General features: G+C 46.9%; 12 protein-coding genes and 1 other RNA gene. 8 read left to right on the top strand and 5 right to left on the bottom strand.

Annotated features, from left to right (window positions below; all coding sequences use genetic code 11):
- Positions 1-58 precede the first annotated feature (58 nt).
- The 8 genes from BM283_RS06130 to BM283_RS06095 all read left to right on the top strand — a co-directional run bounded on the left by BM283_RS06130 (position 59) and on the right by BM283_RS06095 (position 7,835).
- Complete coding sequence (locus tag BM283_RS06130) at positions 59-1,381, top strand: TolC family outer membrane protein (RefSeq protein ID WP_090690884.1); 1,323 nt, start codon at positions 59-61, stop codon at positions 1,379-1,381.
- A 48-nt stretch (positions 1,382-1,429) separates the two neighbouring features.
- Positions 1,430-1,720, top strand: an RNA gene (rnpB, locus tag BM283_RS06125) — RNase P RNA component class A.
- Positions 1,721-2,398: 678 nt separating this feature from the next.
- Positions 2,399-3,775 carry a polynucleotide adenylyltransferase PcnB gene (pcnB, locus tag BM283_RS06120; RefSeq protein WP_090690881.1) on the top strand — a complete coding sequence of 459 codons (1,377 nt, stop codon included), beginning with the start codon at positions 2,399-2,401 and terminating at the stop codon, positions 3,773-3,775.
- An 8-nt stretch (positions 3,776-3,783) separates the two neighbouring features.
- The gene (folK, locus tag BM283_RS06115) at positions 3,784-4,308 is read left to right on the top strand and encodes a 2-amino-4-hydroxy-6-hydroxymethyldihydropteridine diphosphokinase (RefSeq protein WP_090690879.1); all 525 of its coding nucleotides are present in this window, start codon (positions 3,784-3,786) and stop codon (positions 4,306-4,308) included.
- A complete protein-coding gene (locus tag BM283_RS06110) occupies positions 4,305-4,958 on the top strand; it encodes a deoxynucleoside kinase (protein ID WP_090690877.1) in 654 nt (217 codons plus the stop codon). The genes folK and BM283_RS06110 overlap by 4 nt, the downstream gene beginning before the upstream one ends.
- A gap of 21 nt (positions 4,959-4,979) precedes the next feature.
- On the top strand, positions 4,980-5,771 hold the full coding sequence (gene panB / locus BM283_RS06105; RefSeq protein WP_090690874.1) for a 3-methyl-2-oxobutanoate hydroxymethyltransferase: 792 nt from the start codon (positions 4,980-4,982) through the stop codon (positions 5,769-5,771).
- A gap of 38 nt (positions 5,772-5,809) precedes the next feature.
- Positions 5,810-6,646 carry a pantoate--beta-alanine ligase gene (gene panC / locus BM283_RS06100; protein ID WP_090690871.1) on the top strand — a complete coding sequence of 279 codons (837 nt, stop codon included), beginning with the start codon at positions 5,810-5,812 and terminating at the stop codon, positions 6,644-6,646.
- Positions 6,647-6,944: 298 nt separating this feature from the next.
- Positions 6,945-7,835: a cation diffusion facilitator family transporter gene (locus tag BM283_RS06095; RefSeq protein ID WP_090690869.1), complete on the top strand. Its 891-nt coding sequence runs from the start codon at positions 6,945-6,947 to the stop codon at positions 7,833-7,835.
- Between the two features lie 80 nt (positions 7,836-7,915).
- On the opposite strand, the gene BM283_RS06090 is transcribed toward BM283_RS06095, so the two are convergent.
- Genes BM283_RS06090 through coxB form a run of 5 tightly spaced genes read right to left on the bottom strand, consistent with a single transcriptional unit; the run spans position 7,916 to position 13,295 of the window.
- Positions 7,916-9,190: a c-type cytochrome gene (locus tag BM283_RS06090; RefSeq protein ID WP_254776214.1), complete on the bottom strand. Its 1,275-nt coding sequence runs from the start codon at positions 9,188-9,190 to the stop codon at positions 7,916-7,918.
- Between the two features lie 59 nt (positions 9,191-9,249).
- Complete coding sequence (locus tag BM283_RS06085; RefSeq protein WP_090690866.1) at positions 9,250-9,648, bottom strand: hypothetical protein; 399 nt, start codon at positions 9,646-9,648, stop codon at positions 9,250-9,252.
- A gap of 59 nt (positions 9,649-9,707) precedes the next feature.
- Positions 9,708-10,298 carry a cytochrome c oxidase subunit 3 gene (locus BM283_RS06080; protein ID WP_090690864.1) on the bottom strand — a complete coding sequence of 197 codons (591 nt, stop codon included), beginning with the start codon at positions 10,296-10,298 and terminating at the stop codon, positions 9,708-9,710.
- A gap of 6 nt (positions 10,299-10,304) precedes the next feature.
- The gene (gene ctaD, locus BM283_RS06075) at positions 10,305-12,308 is read right to left on the bottom strand and encodes a cytochrome c oxidase subunit I (RefSeq protein ID WP_090690861.1); all 2,004 of its coding nucleotides are present in this window, start codon (positions 12,306-12,308) and stop codon (positions 10,305-10,307) included.
- Positions 12,309-12,314: 6 nt separating this feature from the next.
- Positions 12,315-13,295 carry a cytochrome c oxidase subunit II gene (gene coxB, locus BM283_RS06070; RefSeq protein WP_175492046.1) on the bottom strand — a complete coding sequence of 327 codons (981 nt, stop codon included), beginning with the start codon at positions 13,293-13,295 and terminating at the stop codon, positions 12,315-12,317.
- Positions 13,296-13,351 lie beyond the last annotated feature (56 nt).

The following is a 13,351-nucleotide window of genomic DNA, read 5'->3' as shown; positions in this document are numbered from 1 at the left end:
TCACAGAGAAGTGGATTAATATCGCTCACTGTCTGGAAGGATTTTGCTAAAAGTACTCATGAAAAATCCGTGGCACCTGGTCGTTATGCTTGTTGCTATCGGCATCATCCTGCAAACACCCGCGCAAGCAGCGAGCCTCATGAATATTTACCGTGAAGCGCTGGAGCAGGATGCGCAATATGGTGCCGAGCGGGCTGCCTATATCGCAGCGCAGGAGAAACTGCCGCAAGGCAGGGCAGGATTGCTTCCTAACATTAATTTCACTGGAACAGGTCAGAATCAGTATATCGATACTAACTTCGGTCCAGAAAGAGTGATTAAAAATCGAGGGATCGTCCTTGCAGCCACGCAGCCGCTTTTTCGCATTGAAAATTTTATTATCTATGAGCAATCGAAAAACCAGGTTGCACAAGCTGATGCCAGATTTGTTCTGGCTGCCCAGGATTTGATATTGCGCGTATCACAGGCATATTTTGATGTGCTTATTGCCCAGGCCAATCTTGAGGTCGTGGAAAGCCAGAAAAAAGCCATCAGTGAACAACTGGAGCAAGCCAAGCGCAACTTTGAAGTGGGTATTGCCACGATTGTAGACACGCATGAAGCACAAGCTCGTCATGATTTGACGGTCTCGCAAGAAATTGTGGCTAGAAACACGCTCGAAGTTAACAAGCGCGCCCTGCAAGGAATCATCAACCGATTTCCAGACCAGTTAATCAGTACCAGCATAGACAAGATAGTATCAGCTCCGCTTACCCTCCCCTACGAGAACATGGAAGAGTGGGTAGCCTTGGCTGAGCAGAAAAACTTTTCCCTCAAAATACAGCAGTTCACCTTTGATCTGGCCGAGCAGGATATCAAAAAAGCAAGGGCGGGACATTATCCAACGCTTGATCTGGTCGCTCAGTACAGTAATCAGCAAGGCGTTGGGGGGGCCATTACCGGGGTTGGTATCAATTTAGAATCGAAATCAGTAGGTCTGCAGCTTAATGTTCCTATCTTCCAAGGGCTTTCTGTGCAATCTCGCATTCGTGAAGCATTAGCCAATCGGGATAAGGCACGTCAGGATTTGGAAAATACTAAGCGCACCATTGGTTTGCAGGTACGTCAGCAATTTCTGAATGTAACCAATGGTATTGCCTTGATCAAAGCTCAAAAGCAGGCACTTACAACCAGCAAGAGCCAGTTGGATTCCACCATACTAGGAAGGGAAGTGGGTGTCAGGGTAGAAGTGGATGTTTTAAATGCTCAACAGCAATACTTTGCCGCACGCAGAGATTTGGCGCAAGCATATTACAGCTATTTGATGTCGCAATTACGCCTCAAAGCCGAAGTTGGGGAACTCGATGAAGAAGTATTAAAGGAAATCAACGGACTGTTATAGGATAAAGTTTTATCATTCCTTATACAAGAACTTGATAAAATATATCTAGAAGCTGACCAGACAGTCGCTGCCTGTGCAAACAGGGAGAGGAAAGTCCGGACTCCACAGAGCAGGATGCCGGTTAACGGCCGGCCGTTGTGAGGCGAGGAACAGGGCCACAGAGACGAGCGTATTAAGTTACGGTGAAACGCGGTAACCTCCATCCGGAGCAAGACCAAATAGGCAGGCTATGATGCGGCTCGCTGAGCCTGCGGGTAGGTTGCTTGAGTACCCAGGTAACTGGGCACCTAGAGGAATGACTGTCCACGACAGAATCCGGCTTATCGGTCAGCTTCCCCAATTTCATTTCTCATAATAACTTAATTGCTATCAATTAATCGCTCATTTGCTTATATATCCGCTTAGCATTACCATCACTATTACTAGATTACTTTAATTTTTTGTGCTTATTCTGCTGTTATTCGCTTTCAGCCGCTCTATGATCGAGTTATCCTGGATCGCCCAACGGATTTCTAACAATGGCATGAATATTATGCCTATTTTAATTTTAGCATCCCTTTGATTCGATTCATCGGTGTTGTTGCTCGCCAACCACACTCATTCTTCCGAACATTGCATTTCTCTCCGTTTTCGTTAAAACTCTCATTTGACTTCTGCTCTCGTTTTGTTGATAACCCATCCTTAAAATCGGGGTATTCGACCCATGACGAGTGTGGTTAATTTAAATAAAATGAACCACTTAATCTGAATACATCACCAAGTGTATAATCCTAGCATTGCAGTTGAACGCTTGGTTGGCAAACCCATCCCATGACAGATAAAGATAGCTTTAAAAACTTTTCACTTGCCCGCATAGTAAAATCGCTAAGGCAGATAGGATGCATCGCATTAGCAGAGAATGCGGCAATGCGCCTAGCTGCAGGAAAGAATTTGCCTCGCCTGAGAATCGTTCCATTACACGCTCATCCCATTACAGATTTCAGGAGAATCCGTGACTGATCCTTTCAGCATCTTGCAATGATCCATAAATTCTTTCAACGTATTTTCACGCGCAATTCATCTACTGCCAACGCTGTCCCAGTGTTGCGCACGATACTTCGCAAGGAACATTGCATTAGCCGCAATCAAATTAGTCCAGGTGCATTAAAGGTAACTGTAGGGTTACAACAAGCCGGGTTTTCTGCATTTGTCGTCGGGGGCGCCATTCGTGATTTATTGCTGGGACTGGAGCCCAAGGACTTTGATGTCGCAACCAATGCGACTCCCGAGGAAGTACGTGCGTTGTTCCGCCGTTCTCGTATCATTGGGCGACGTTTTCGACTGGTACACGTCACTTATGGCAGCGAGATTGTGGAAGTGTCCACTTTTCGTGCCAATTACCCTATTAATGGCAGTATGGAAATAAATGCTGAGAGCCATGCTGATCAACATGGGCGTTTACTGCAGGACAATATTTTTGGCAGTCAAGAAGAAGACGTGATGCGGCGGGATTTTACAGTTAATGCGTTGTTTTATAATCCCGCTACCGAAGAAATTCTTGATTATCTCAACGGCTATGAGGATATCGAGGCAAAACGCTTGCGCATCATTGGCGAGCCTACCCAACGTTATCGGGAAGATCCGGTGCGCATGTTACGAGCAGTTCGGCTGGCTGCCAAACTTGATATCCAGCTTGATGAAGAGACGGCAGTGCCCATAGGCGATTTGGCACCCCTGTTGCAGAATGTGCCAGCAGCCCGATTATTCGATGAAATGCTAAAACTATTAATGTCTGGCCACTCGCTTGCTTGCGTTTTGGATTTACGTATGCGCGGACTTCATCATGGTTTACTTCCCATGCTGGATGTCATTCTTGAGCAACCCCTAGGTGAACGCTTTATTACTTTGGCACTTGAGAATACCGATAAGCGCGTGCAGGAGGGCAAACCCATCTCACCAGGCTTCTTGTTTGCAACGCTACTCTGGCATGAAGTGCTGGCAGCCTGGAATAAACACCAGGCTGCTGGAGAAAAATCTATGCCTGCACTGCATTTGGCTATGGTTGAAATATTAACATTACAACGTCAGCAGCTCGCTCTTCCACGGCGGCTGGATTCCATCATTTATGATATCTGGACATTACAGCCACGATTTCTGATGCGAGCAGGACATAAGCCATTCCGCTTACTTGAACATCCGCGTTTCCGTGCGGCATATGATTTTCTTATATTACGCTGTGAAAGTGGCGAGCTCGATATGGAAGTAGGACAGTGGTGGAAAATTTTCCAGCATGCTGATACCGCTACACGCGAAGCGATGCTGTTAAAGGAAACGGCACCCAAACGACGCAAAAGAAACCGTCGACGCAAATCAGCCGGAACAACAGACCATAAAAAAGCGACGTCACCAATTTAGCGGCTATCATGGAAAATGATCTGATACCATCCATTCCGACTCAATCAGCCAGTCAGGCCTTTATCGGACTAGGCAGCAATTTGGACAACCCTTTATTTCAAATCAGACGAGCCATTTCACTGCTAACAGAGCTTCCTGACTCCCGCTTGATAAGGCAATCCTCCCTATACCGCAGCGCAGCGATGGGGGCAGTTGATCAGCCTGATTTCATTAATGCAGTTGTCCACATCGAAACAATGCTTATGCCGCGGGTCCTCCTTATGGCTTTACTTGAAATTGAACGGCGTTGCGGGCGTATTCGAACTTATCCCAATGCGCCGCGCACTCTCGATCTTGATTTATTGTTATATGATGATCTGCAATGTCATGAGGAAGGTCTGGTCTTGCCACATCCCCGCTTGCATGAACGCGCATTCGTATTACAGCCACTTATGGAAATCGAACGTGGTTGTAAAATTCCTGGCCAGGGGTTGGTTAGCGAGCTACTGGTCGCATGTACACAACAACGACTTGAATATATTTCATCATCATGATACTTGAAAAATATCACTACATTGCTATTGAAGGCCCAATTGGCGCTGGCAAAACCAGTCTTGCCCAGAATATGGCAGACCATCTGGAATGTACCTTAATGCTGGAACGCCCGGAAGAAAACCCTTTCCTCGAAAAATTTTATAGCGACCGCTCGCGCTACGCATTACCTACGCAGCTATTCTTTTTACTGCAACGTATTGATCAATTCCGGTATGTGACGCAGGCAGACGTTCTTTCAAAACCAATGATCAGTGATTTTTTATTGGAGAAAGATCAATTATTTGCTCGTATGACACTGAACAAATCCGAATATGATCTCTATCAGAAAATTTATTCTCAAATACAGCCCCAAGCACCTTCTCCTGATCTCGTCATTTATCTTCAGGCTTCACCAGAAAAACTGTTAGAACGTATCAAGCGTCGTGGCAGTACTTATGAGAAAAATATATCCGAAGATTATCTATATAAGTTATCGAGTAGCTACACACAGTTTTTTCATCAATATGAAAAAACACCTGTCATCATCGTCAATAGCGAGAATCTCAATTTTGCCAACAACACGGCCGACTTCAACTTGTTACTCCAGCGTCTTAATCAGATGAGAGGTGCGCGGGAATATTTCAACTGTGGCCTGAGAGAATATCTATAAGTCATTATGGACTAAACCGTCATGAGAATAACTCGAGATACCTTACAAAAAATGCATGCAGCAGGCAATAAGATCGCTGCACTGACTTGCTATGATGCGACCTTTGCAGCCATACTGGAAAATGCCGGCGTCGATATTATTTTGGTAGGTGATTCACTAGGCAATGTCATGCAGGGCCATACTACCACATTACCCGTCACGCTGGATGATATGATCTATCATACTCAGTGCGTGGTGCGCGGATCAAACAAAGCCTTCATCATGGTTGACATGCCTTTTGGCACTTCCCAGGTGTCACCTGAAGAAACTTTCATGAATGCAACCAGACTCATGGCCGCAGGCGCACAGATGGTCAAGATTGAAGGTGGTCAAATTATGACTGACACCATCGACTTTCTTACTCAGCGCGGCATTCCTGTCTGTGCTCATATCGGCTTGATGCCACAGTCGGTTCATCAGTTGGGCGGCTACAAAGTCCAGGGACGAACCACCAACGAAGCTGAACAACTTCTGAATGACGCTATGCTACTACAGGAAGCAGGGGTAGGCATGTTGCTTATGGAAACGATTCCAGCAGCTTTAGCTGCTAGAATTAGCCGGGAGTTGTCTATTCCCACTATCGGTATCGGCGCAGGAGCCAATTGCTCTGCTCAGGTACTCGTATTGCATGATATGCTGGGCATTTATCGAGGCAATAAACCCCGGTTTGTCAAAAATTTCATGATAGGCACTGAAAGCATCCAAACCGCGATCGAACATTATGTACAAGAAGTCAAGGCAGGAAAATTCCCCGCAGCAGAACATACTTTCTAATCACTCATATCATTTCTTCTAAAGCAAAAGCACTGGCCGTGGAAATCATTAGTAATATTGCATCGTTGCGAACCCGCCTTAAACGTGAATCGTCCATAGCATTAGTACCGACCATGGGCAATTTGCATCAGGGTCATTTGTCATTGGTTCAACTGGCGCAGCAGCATGCAGGCTGTACCGTCGTCAGTATTTTCGTTAATCGGCTACAATTTGCCCCGCACGAAGATTTTGATCGATATCCACGCACCCAAACAACTGATTGTCAGCTTTTGGAGCAGCTCGGGGTGGAAATCGTGTTTTTACCTGACGAAAAAGAACTTTATCCAACTCCTCAGGAATTTCAACTACTGCTCCCGGCCGTAGCTGATACGCTGGAAGGGCAATTCCGCCCTGGTTTTTTTCGAGGTGTAGCAATTATTGTGCTAAAACTGTTTAATATCGTCCAGCCACATATCGCCATATTTGGCAAAAAAGATTATCAGCAACTGCATCTGATGCAAAAGATGGGGCAGCAATTGAATTTACCTATCGAGATTATGGCGGGTGAAACAGTGCGCGCAGAAGATGGTCTTGCGTTAAGTTCACGCAACAGCTATCTGAGCAAGTCCCAAAGACAGCAAGCCAGTCATTTGTTTCGCACACTGTTTCATGTGAAACAAAAAATAGAACAAGGCGATCATAATCTCCGGCTATTAGAAGAGTGGGCAAAATGTGAGCTCGCCAAGCAGGGATGGAAGGTCGACTATATTGCCTTGCAACAGCGTAAAACACTGCTACCAGCCAATACCAGCGACACGGATCTGGTCATCCTCGGCGCAGGCTGGCTGGGCCAGACCCGCTTAATCGATAATCTGGAGATTGCGCTTACCTCATAGCCGGGAAAGTCTGAACAAGCCATCAAGCGAGACGAAGTGCTAGTAAACGAAAACAGAAACAATTCCATTTTCAAATTAAACCTGACACGAAGGCGGCCGCAGACAGTAACAATAAAACGGCAAGGTGAAGCCAACCAAACCAGGTTTGATTTAGAAATGGAATAAATGTCTCTTAACAATCACCCAGTAAAGAGAACGTTAATATGCTGCAATATGAAATCACTGCCAAACTTCCCGCTGACTACGGTAGCGTACCAGGTATTAAGTTGCATGATCACTTGCCGTACAGCGAAATAGCATGAGACATCCCAACCACCAGCAACCTCATCTCCACAATAGCCAGCATCGCCTCTATTTCGCTGCCGGCATTACGCTCATCTACGCAGCGATAGAAGCCAGCGTGGGCTGGTGGGCGAATTCGCTGGCATTACTAAGCGATGCCGGGCATATGTTAACCGACACCAGTGCGCTGCTGATCGCCTCACTTGGAGCCTGGCTGGCGCAACGTCGCCCGACGCCACGCCATTCTTATGGGCTAGGCCGCGCAGAGTTCCTTGCAGCTTTAATCAATGGCCTATTAATACTGATAATGGTGAGTATTGTGATCATCAACGCCATTGAACGGCTGCAACAACCACTGCCCGTGCAAGGAGAGGTCGTGTCTACTGTGGCGTTTATTGGCCTGGCACTCAATGTGCTCGTACTGTACCTGCTAGGGCATAGTGAGACTGACCTGAATCAACGTGCCGCTGCGTTACACGTTTTGAGCGACCTGCTAGCCTCTATCGTCGCCATATTGTCTGGGCTGGTGATCATCTTCACCGGTTGGACCGTAATCGACCCGCTGCTATCGCTGCTCATTGTCGCGTTTATCCTGTATTCCACTTTGCGTCTGTTACGCGAAGTGCTGCACGGTCTGATGGAAGGTGTCCCACTGGGGTTGTCGCTGACAGCCATTGGCACTGAGATGGCAGCCAGGCCAGGAGTGTTGTCGGTACATGACCTGCATATCTGGTCATTGACATCGCAGCGATTCGCACTATCCGCCCACGTGGTGCTGCTTGATCTTAACCAATGGGACGATATTCTGGACGATCTGCGTCATATGCTATTGCAGCATTACGGCATAGATCACGTGACGTTGCAACCTGAAACCCCTGCGCGTGTCGTACGCTCCGAAGACTGCTGAGTATGTGTTAGATGACCAGGATATCACTGTGCTTATCCTCGCGCGATCATTGCCTGCCTGGCAGATTTATTCCTGGCGGATTATTCTTGCAACATTTCCTTTCGTACGATAGATACTTCACGAGGTATCACTGGAGGGGCTGTATTACCCCAGCTATTGCGCACAAAGGTCAAGACATCTGCGATCTCACGATCAGATAATTTTTTGGCAAAACCCGGCATTTTTTTGGGTTTAGGCCCTTTTTTCGTTAAGGGACCTTTCCCTCCTTCCAGTACTTGACGAATAATAGAAACAGGATTTTCGGAAAGAACCATCGAATTGCCACTTAACCGTGAAATTCTTGGCAGCCTGCCCATTCCATTATCTTCATGGCATTTGGCGCAAAATCCTGCATACACCCCTGCGCCAGGGTGCTCAAATTTATCGACCCCTGTCTCTAATCCGGTTAGGATGAGCTCGTTCTGTGTAGTTAGCGGCTGGTAATATGATCTGCCCTTCCTTCCAGCTGGAAGTGATTTAAGATAATGGGCAATCGCATCCAGATCCTCTTTCAGTAAATGTTGCAGGCTGTTTTCAATCACGGTTACCATGCTGCCAAATGCAATCCCTAATCGGCTATGACCTGTTTCCAGGAAGGTAGAAATTTCTGCTTCAGACCATCTGCCCAAACCAGATGCTGGATTACCGGTCAGATCCGCTGTCGACCAATTCTCGATTACTGAGCCACTTAAATAATCGGGCGACCATTCTGAATAGGCTTTTTCCTGGTATGCCAGACCGCGTGGGGTATGGCATGCGCCACAGTGCCCGAGTGCCTGCACTAAATACGCACCGCGATTCCATCTCTCATCACGATCGGCACGCGGTTCGTACGGTTTTTGCGTGGCAAATATCATCGCCCAGAATCTCAACGTCCAGCGCTGATTGAAGGGGAAAGGGAGTTCAGTCTGGGGTGGAATATGATGAACTGGTTTTACCCCTTCCATGAAATAAGCGTACAAGGCCTGAATATCCCTGTCTTGCGTGGCAGCAAACGAAGGATAAGGCATCGCTGGATAAAGGCGCTTCCCGCCTTTTGCCACCCCTTCTCTAACCGCCCTGCTAAACTCTTCATAACTATATTGGCCAATACCGGTGGTAGGATCGGGTGTAATATTAGTCGAATAAATTACGCCGAAGGGTGAATTAATGGGCAAACCGCCGCTGAAAGGAGCATGACCAGAACCTGCGGTGTGACAGCTTTCACAGTCAGCGACTTTGGCAAGATAGGCACCCCGTGCAATCATCTCAGGATCAGCAGCCTGAACACTTGCAGCGATCAGACCGACTGCATAAAAAATCCAGCAATGGCGCATCAGTTTGCCTGAAATTTTATTAATGATATGAGAGAACGAGGTTATTGATATCATCTGAATCAAGTCCACTCGCTACAAAGCGGTACTAATAAAATAGCGCAACTGGTAAATAAAATCGCTACGATAAAAATGAAGCTAGACATGACTCCGAGCATTGCTAAAAATTGGGACTGTCCGCCACTAACTTTAATAGCCTGGTTGCTTGAGCCAGCCTCCGCTATTGAGCGGTGAGCTTGCTGCCATAAATGCCATGCGACATAGCCAGAGATCAGGCTGAACGACAAGCAGACCACACAAATTATCATCAGTATCAGCGGCAGATTGGCCCACTGAGGAGCAGAAAGTGGAGCCTGATGTGGATAACAGGCGAATGATGTAAGTGATTCGCATAAAAGCATCTGCACAGTCCATGCCGCGGGCGCACCAAATAACGCTAGTAATGTTTTGTATGGATTCATAAGCCTCAATATTTTCAGGTTAATCGCGCTATCTTGCTCCTACTAGAACTTTTCATCTCCTATAAATAGGGAGAGAGGTATAACGTAGTAAATACAAACAACCAAACCGCATCGACAAAGTGCCAATAAACACCACCAATTGTGACCGCAGCATGACGCTTATCATCAAAATAACCTAGCGATAGCCAAATCAGCAATAACATTAAAACCACAATCCCGACAATTACATGGCATAAATGAAATCCGGTAATCGTGAAATATAAGGACCCATATAAATTCGATGTTAAAGCATAAGCTTTATTGCTCCATTCCGTGAGTTGGACCATTACAAAGCAGATGCCCAATATGATTGCCAGCATCATTATTCCGATGCTCCGATTAATTTGCCTTAGTCGAATGCAACGTTCGCTCGCCCAAACAAAAGCACTGCTAACAAGTAAAATAACGGTGTTTATAGTTGGTACGATCAGGCTGGGCAGCCCTTCCGGAGGCCATTGCTCATCAGTTTGAGTCGCGAGATAAAAATATACAAACAGGAGGTACCCAAACAAAGCCCCTTCCGTCACAATCAATGCCCAAACACCCCACCACCCTGCTGAGAGTTTGCCGGCACTTCCAACTGGCAAAGCGTAATGATCGAATGTGTCCATGTTAATTTATGAATCTCCTTGCAAAGGATGAGCAGTGCCTGATACTGTGCGTTGTGCCAGCGTTTTTTGCGGCCACATCCAAATAATTAAGGCAATACAGCTTGCTGTCGCCATTAAACCGGTGAAGATCCACCAATGAAGCAGCAGACCGAGGAATAGCAATGACACAAGCAATCCCACAAAAAATGGCGTATAGGAATCCCCCGGCATTTTAAAGATGACTAACGGTCTCGCATCGATAGGCGAGGTACTTAATGTTTCATGCCCCTTCATCAATATATAGCCTTCAGCCAGATTGGATCGTCTGGCGCCCTCTTCTTCTAACCGATCTTCCCATAATGGATGGCGGCTTGCGACAGCAGGGATAACCGCAAAATTATAAGCAGGTGGTGGCGAAGACATCGACCACTCGAGCGTGGCAGCATCCCAAGGATTTGAACTCGCCTTCTTTCCGCGCTTAAGGCTAATAATGACATTGATAATAAATAGAAGGATTCCAATTGCCAGGATAAAGGAGCCAATGGATGTAATCAGATTAACACTATCCCATCCCATGCGGGATGAGTAAGTATAGATACGTCGCGGCATGCCGAGCAGACCAGCGATATGCATTGGGAAAAATCCTAGATTAAAACCAATGAACATGACCCAGAAGTTCCATTTGCCTAATTTCTCATTCATCATGCGGCCAGTGAATTTGGGAAACCAATAGTAAATCCCGCCTATTACCGGAAATACATTAATACCCAGCAAAACATAGTGCAGGTGAGCCACCACAAAGTATGTTTCGTTAAGTTGCCAATTAAGCGAGATCGCCGCCACCATGACACCGGACAGGCCACCGATCACAAACAGAATGACAAAGCCGGCAAAAAACAAAAATGGTGTTTGGAATACCGGTCTTCCCGTCCAGATAGTGGCGATCCAGGCAAACACAGCAACCGCGCTCGGGATTGAGATAGCCATGCTAGCCGCACCAAATAAGGATAAGGAAACAGTGGGCAAGCCCGTGGCAAACATGTGATGCATCCATACTAAAAAGCCTATCAACATGGTTGCCATAGTAGCCAGCGCCACCGCGGTATAGCCAACCAGAGGCCGCCGACAAAAAGTTGGCAGCGCATCAGACACGATGCCCATGGCAGGAAGAACGATGGCATACACCCACGGATGACCAAAAATCCAGAATAGATGCTGCCACAGCAGTGGCTTACCTCCATTGGCCACATCAAAAAATTGGGTGCCAAACTGACGATCCATCCATAATAGAAAAAACGCGAGGCTAACTGCCGGGATAGTCATAAGATTAGCGACTGATGCCGCGAGTGTACCCCAGACCAGAATGGGCACTTTATTAATTGTCATGCCAGGCGCACGCATTCTGAACAGTGTGACAACAAAATTCACTGATCCAACCGTCGTGGAAATTCCCAACAGCACCATACCCAGCGCAAACACATCGATATTAGGGCCGGTGTTATAGATAGGGCCGGAAACAGGCACATAATTAAACCAACCTGCATTGGGTGCCAGCCCCAGCGGGAAACTCATGTACATGAAAATACCTGCAAACAGGAAGATCCAGTAAGAAAGCGCATTAAGACGCGGGAAAGCCATGTCCCGAGAACCTAACAATAGTGGCCACAGATAATTGGAAAATCCAGACAATATGGGTAAGGCATAAAGAAAAATCATCGTGATGCCATGCATCGTGAATAATTGGTTATATTGTTCCGGTGCTAATAAAGTCTGATTGGGTAGAGCGAGTTGCGCTCGAATCATGAGTGCCTCAATCCCGCCAATCAGCAGAAATATAAATGCAGTAACAAGATAACGCAGGCCAATCGTCTTATGATCCACCGTAGAAAGCCACCCGCGCCAACCTGGCTCTGATTTCCAGATATTCGCCAGGCGCGCCTCTTCTTCCGAGCCGATAGGGGCACGACCTAACTCCGGAACACGTTCGAAGTGCTCATTCCCGCGACGATGTGTCCTATTAGAGATCGCCATATTCCTCTAATCCAATGTCGATAAAAATGACGCAAGCACTGAAGCCTCCTGTTCTGATAAAGCAAAGCTTGGCATGCGTGATCCTGGCTTAAGTTTCTGGGCATGCATGATCCATTCCATCAACTGATCAGGCGTATTCATTAACAACCCGGCTGCGATCCGATGACGTGAGTTAAGATGAGTCAGATCAGGGGCATGTTTACCCTGAGCATCGGTTCCCCGGATGGTATGGCAGCCAGCACATCGTTCCATGAACAGCTCGTATCCTGGCTTTTCATTTGATATCGCAGAAGATGCCGCCATTTGTTGTTGTGCCACCAGCCATTTCTCAAAATCCTCAGCCCTTTCTGCTACAACTTCCAGCCCCATATGTGCATGGCCCACACCACAAAACTGAACGCATTGCCCGCTATAGATGCCAGGTCTGTCTGCCTGAAGCCATTGCTGATTGATCAGGCCTGGTACCATTTGTGTTTTTCCAGCAAGCTTCGGTACCCAGAAAGCATGAATAACATCTGCACTCTTGAGCTTGATACGAACAGGTTGCCCCACAGGAATATGCAGTTCATTTGCAGTAACAAATCGCTGCGCAGGATCATCATGTTCATATTCGATCTTCCACCACCACCCATACCCTGTAACGGTAAAGGCAAGCATCGTTGGCTGCGAAGGTTTGGCAACTTTGTTCACAACCATGAACGAATAAATTACCAGCCCGAATAGAATGAGGGTAGAAATTCCTGTGCCTATGTATATCCAGTGTATCCCTTTACCCTCATTACCGATGGCACGCTGATCCATTTTGGGTCGTTTACGGATCAAGGCTGCTAGCAGAAGTAGGGTAATAATGAGGCAAATGGCTAGCGACAAACCCGTAAGCACCCAGCCAAGATACATGGTTGGCTTGGCAGCCGGCCCATCACTATATAAAAAGTAATTCAAGGGTGCTTCAGCTGCCTCCACCGCTTCTGTGGGAAGGATCAACATGGGAATGAACGCCATCATGCTGAATGTCGTTATCATTATGCGAGCTAAAAGCACCA

The sequence above is a fragment of the Nitrosomonas sp. Nm34 genome (genome assembly GCF_900113925.1).
Taxonomy (GTDB): domain Bacteria; phylum Pseudomonadota; class Gammaproteobacteria; order Burkholderiales; family Nitrosomonadaceae; genus Nitrosomonas.
The sequence above is the reverse complement of the archived record's forward strand: the minus strand, read 5'-3'. Positions and strand labels throughout refer to the sequence as shown.

Excerpts from the sequence above, each read along its gene's own strand:
- BM283_RS06130 (WP_090690884.1), top strand. The coding sequence starts at position 59 with ATGAAAAATCCGTGGCACCTGGTCGTTATGCTTGTTGCTATCGGCATC.
- pcnB (WP_090690881.1), top strand. The coding sequence starts at position 2,399 with ATGATCCATAAATTCTTTCAACGTATTTTCACGCGCAATTCATCTACT.
- folK (WP_090690879.1), top strand. The coding sequence starts at position 3,784 with ATGGAAAATGATCTGATACCATCCATTCCGACTCAATCAGCCAGTCAG.
- BM283_RS06110 (WP_090690877.1), top strand. The coding sequence starts at position 4,305 with ATGATACTTGAAAAATATCACTACATTGCTATTGAAGGCCCAATTGGC.
- panB (WP_090690874.1), top strand. The coding sequence starts at position 4,980 with ATGAGAATAACTCGAGATACCTTACAAAAAATGCATGCAGCAGGCAAT.
- BM283_RS06095 (WP_090690869.1), top strand. The coding sequence starts at position 6,945 with ATGAGACATCCCAACCACCAGCAACCTCATCTCCACAATAGCCAGCAT.
- BM283_RS06090 (WP_254776214.1), bottom strand. The coding sequence starts at position 9,190 with ATGCGCCATTGCTGGATTTTTTATGCAGTCGGTCTGATCGCTGCAAGT.
- BM283_RS06085 (WP_090690866.1), bottom strand. The coding sequence starts at position 9,648 with ATGAATCCATACAAAACATTACTAGCGTTATTTGGTGCGCCCGCGGCA.
- BM283_RS06080 (WP_090690864.1), bottom strand. The coding sequence starts at position 10,298 with ATGGACACATTCGATCATTACGCTTTGCCAGTTGGAAGTGCCGGCAAA.
- ctaD (WP_090690861.1), bottom strand. The coding sequence starts at position 12,308 with ATGGCGATCTCTAATAGGACACATCGTCGCGGGAATGAGCACTTCGAA.
- coxB (WP_175492046.1), bottom strand. The coding sequence starts at position 13,295 with ATGTTGATCCTTCCCACAGAAGCGGTGGAGGCAGCTGAAGCACCCTTG.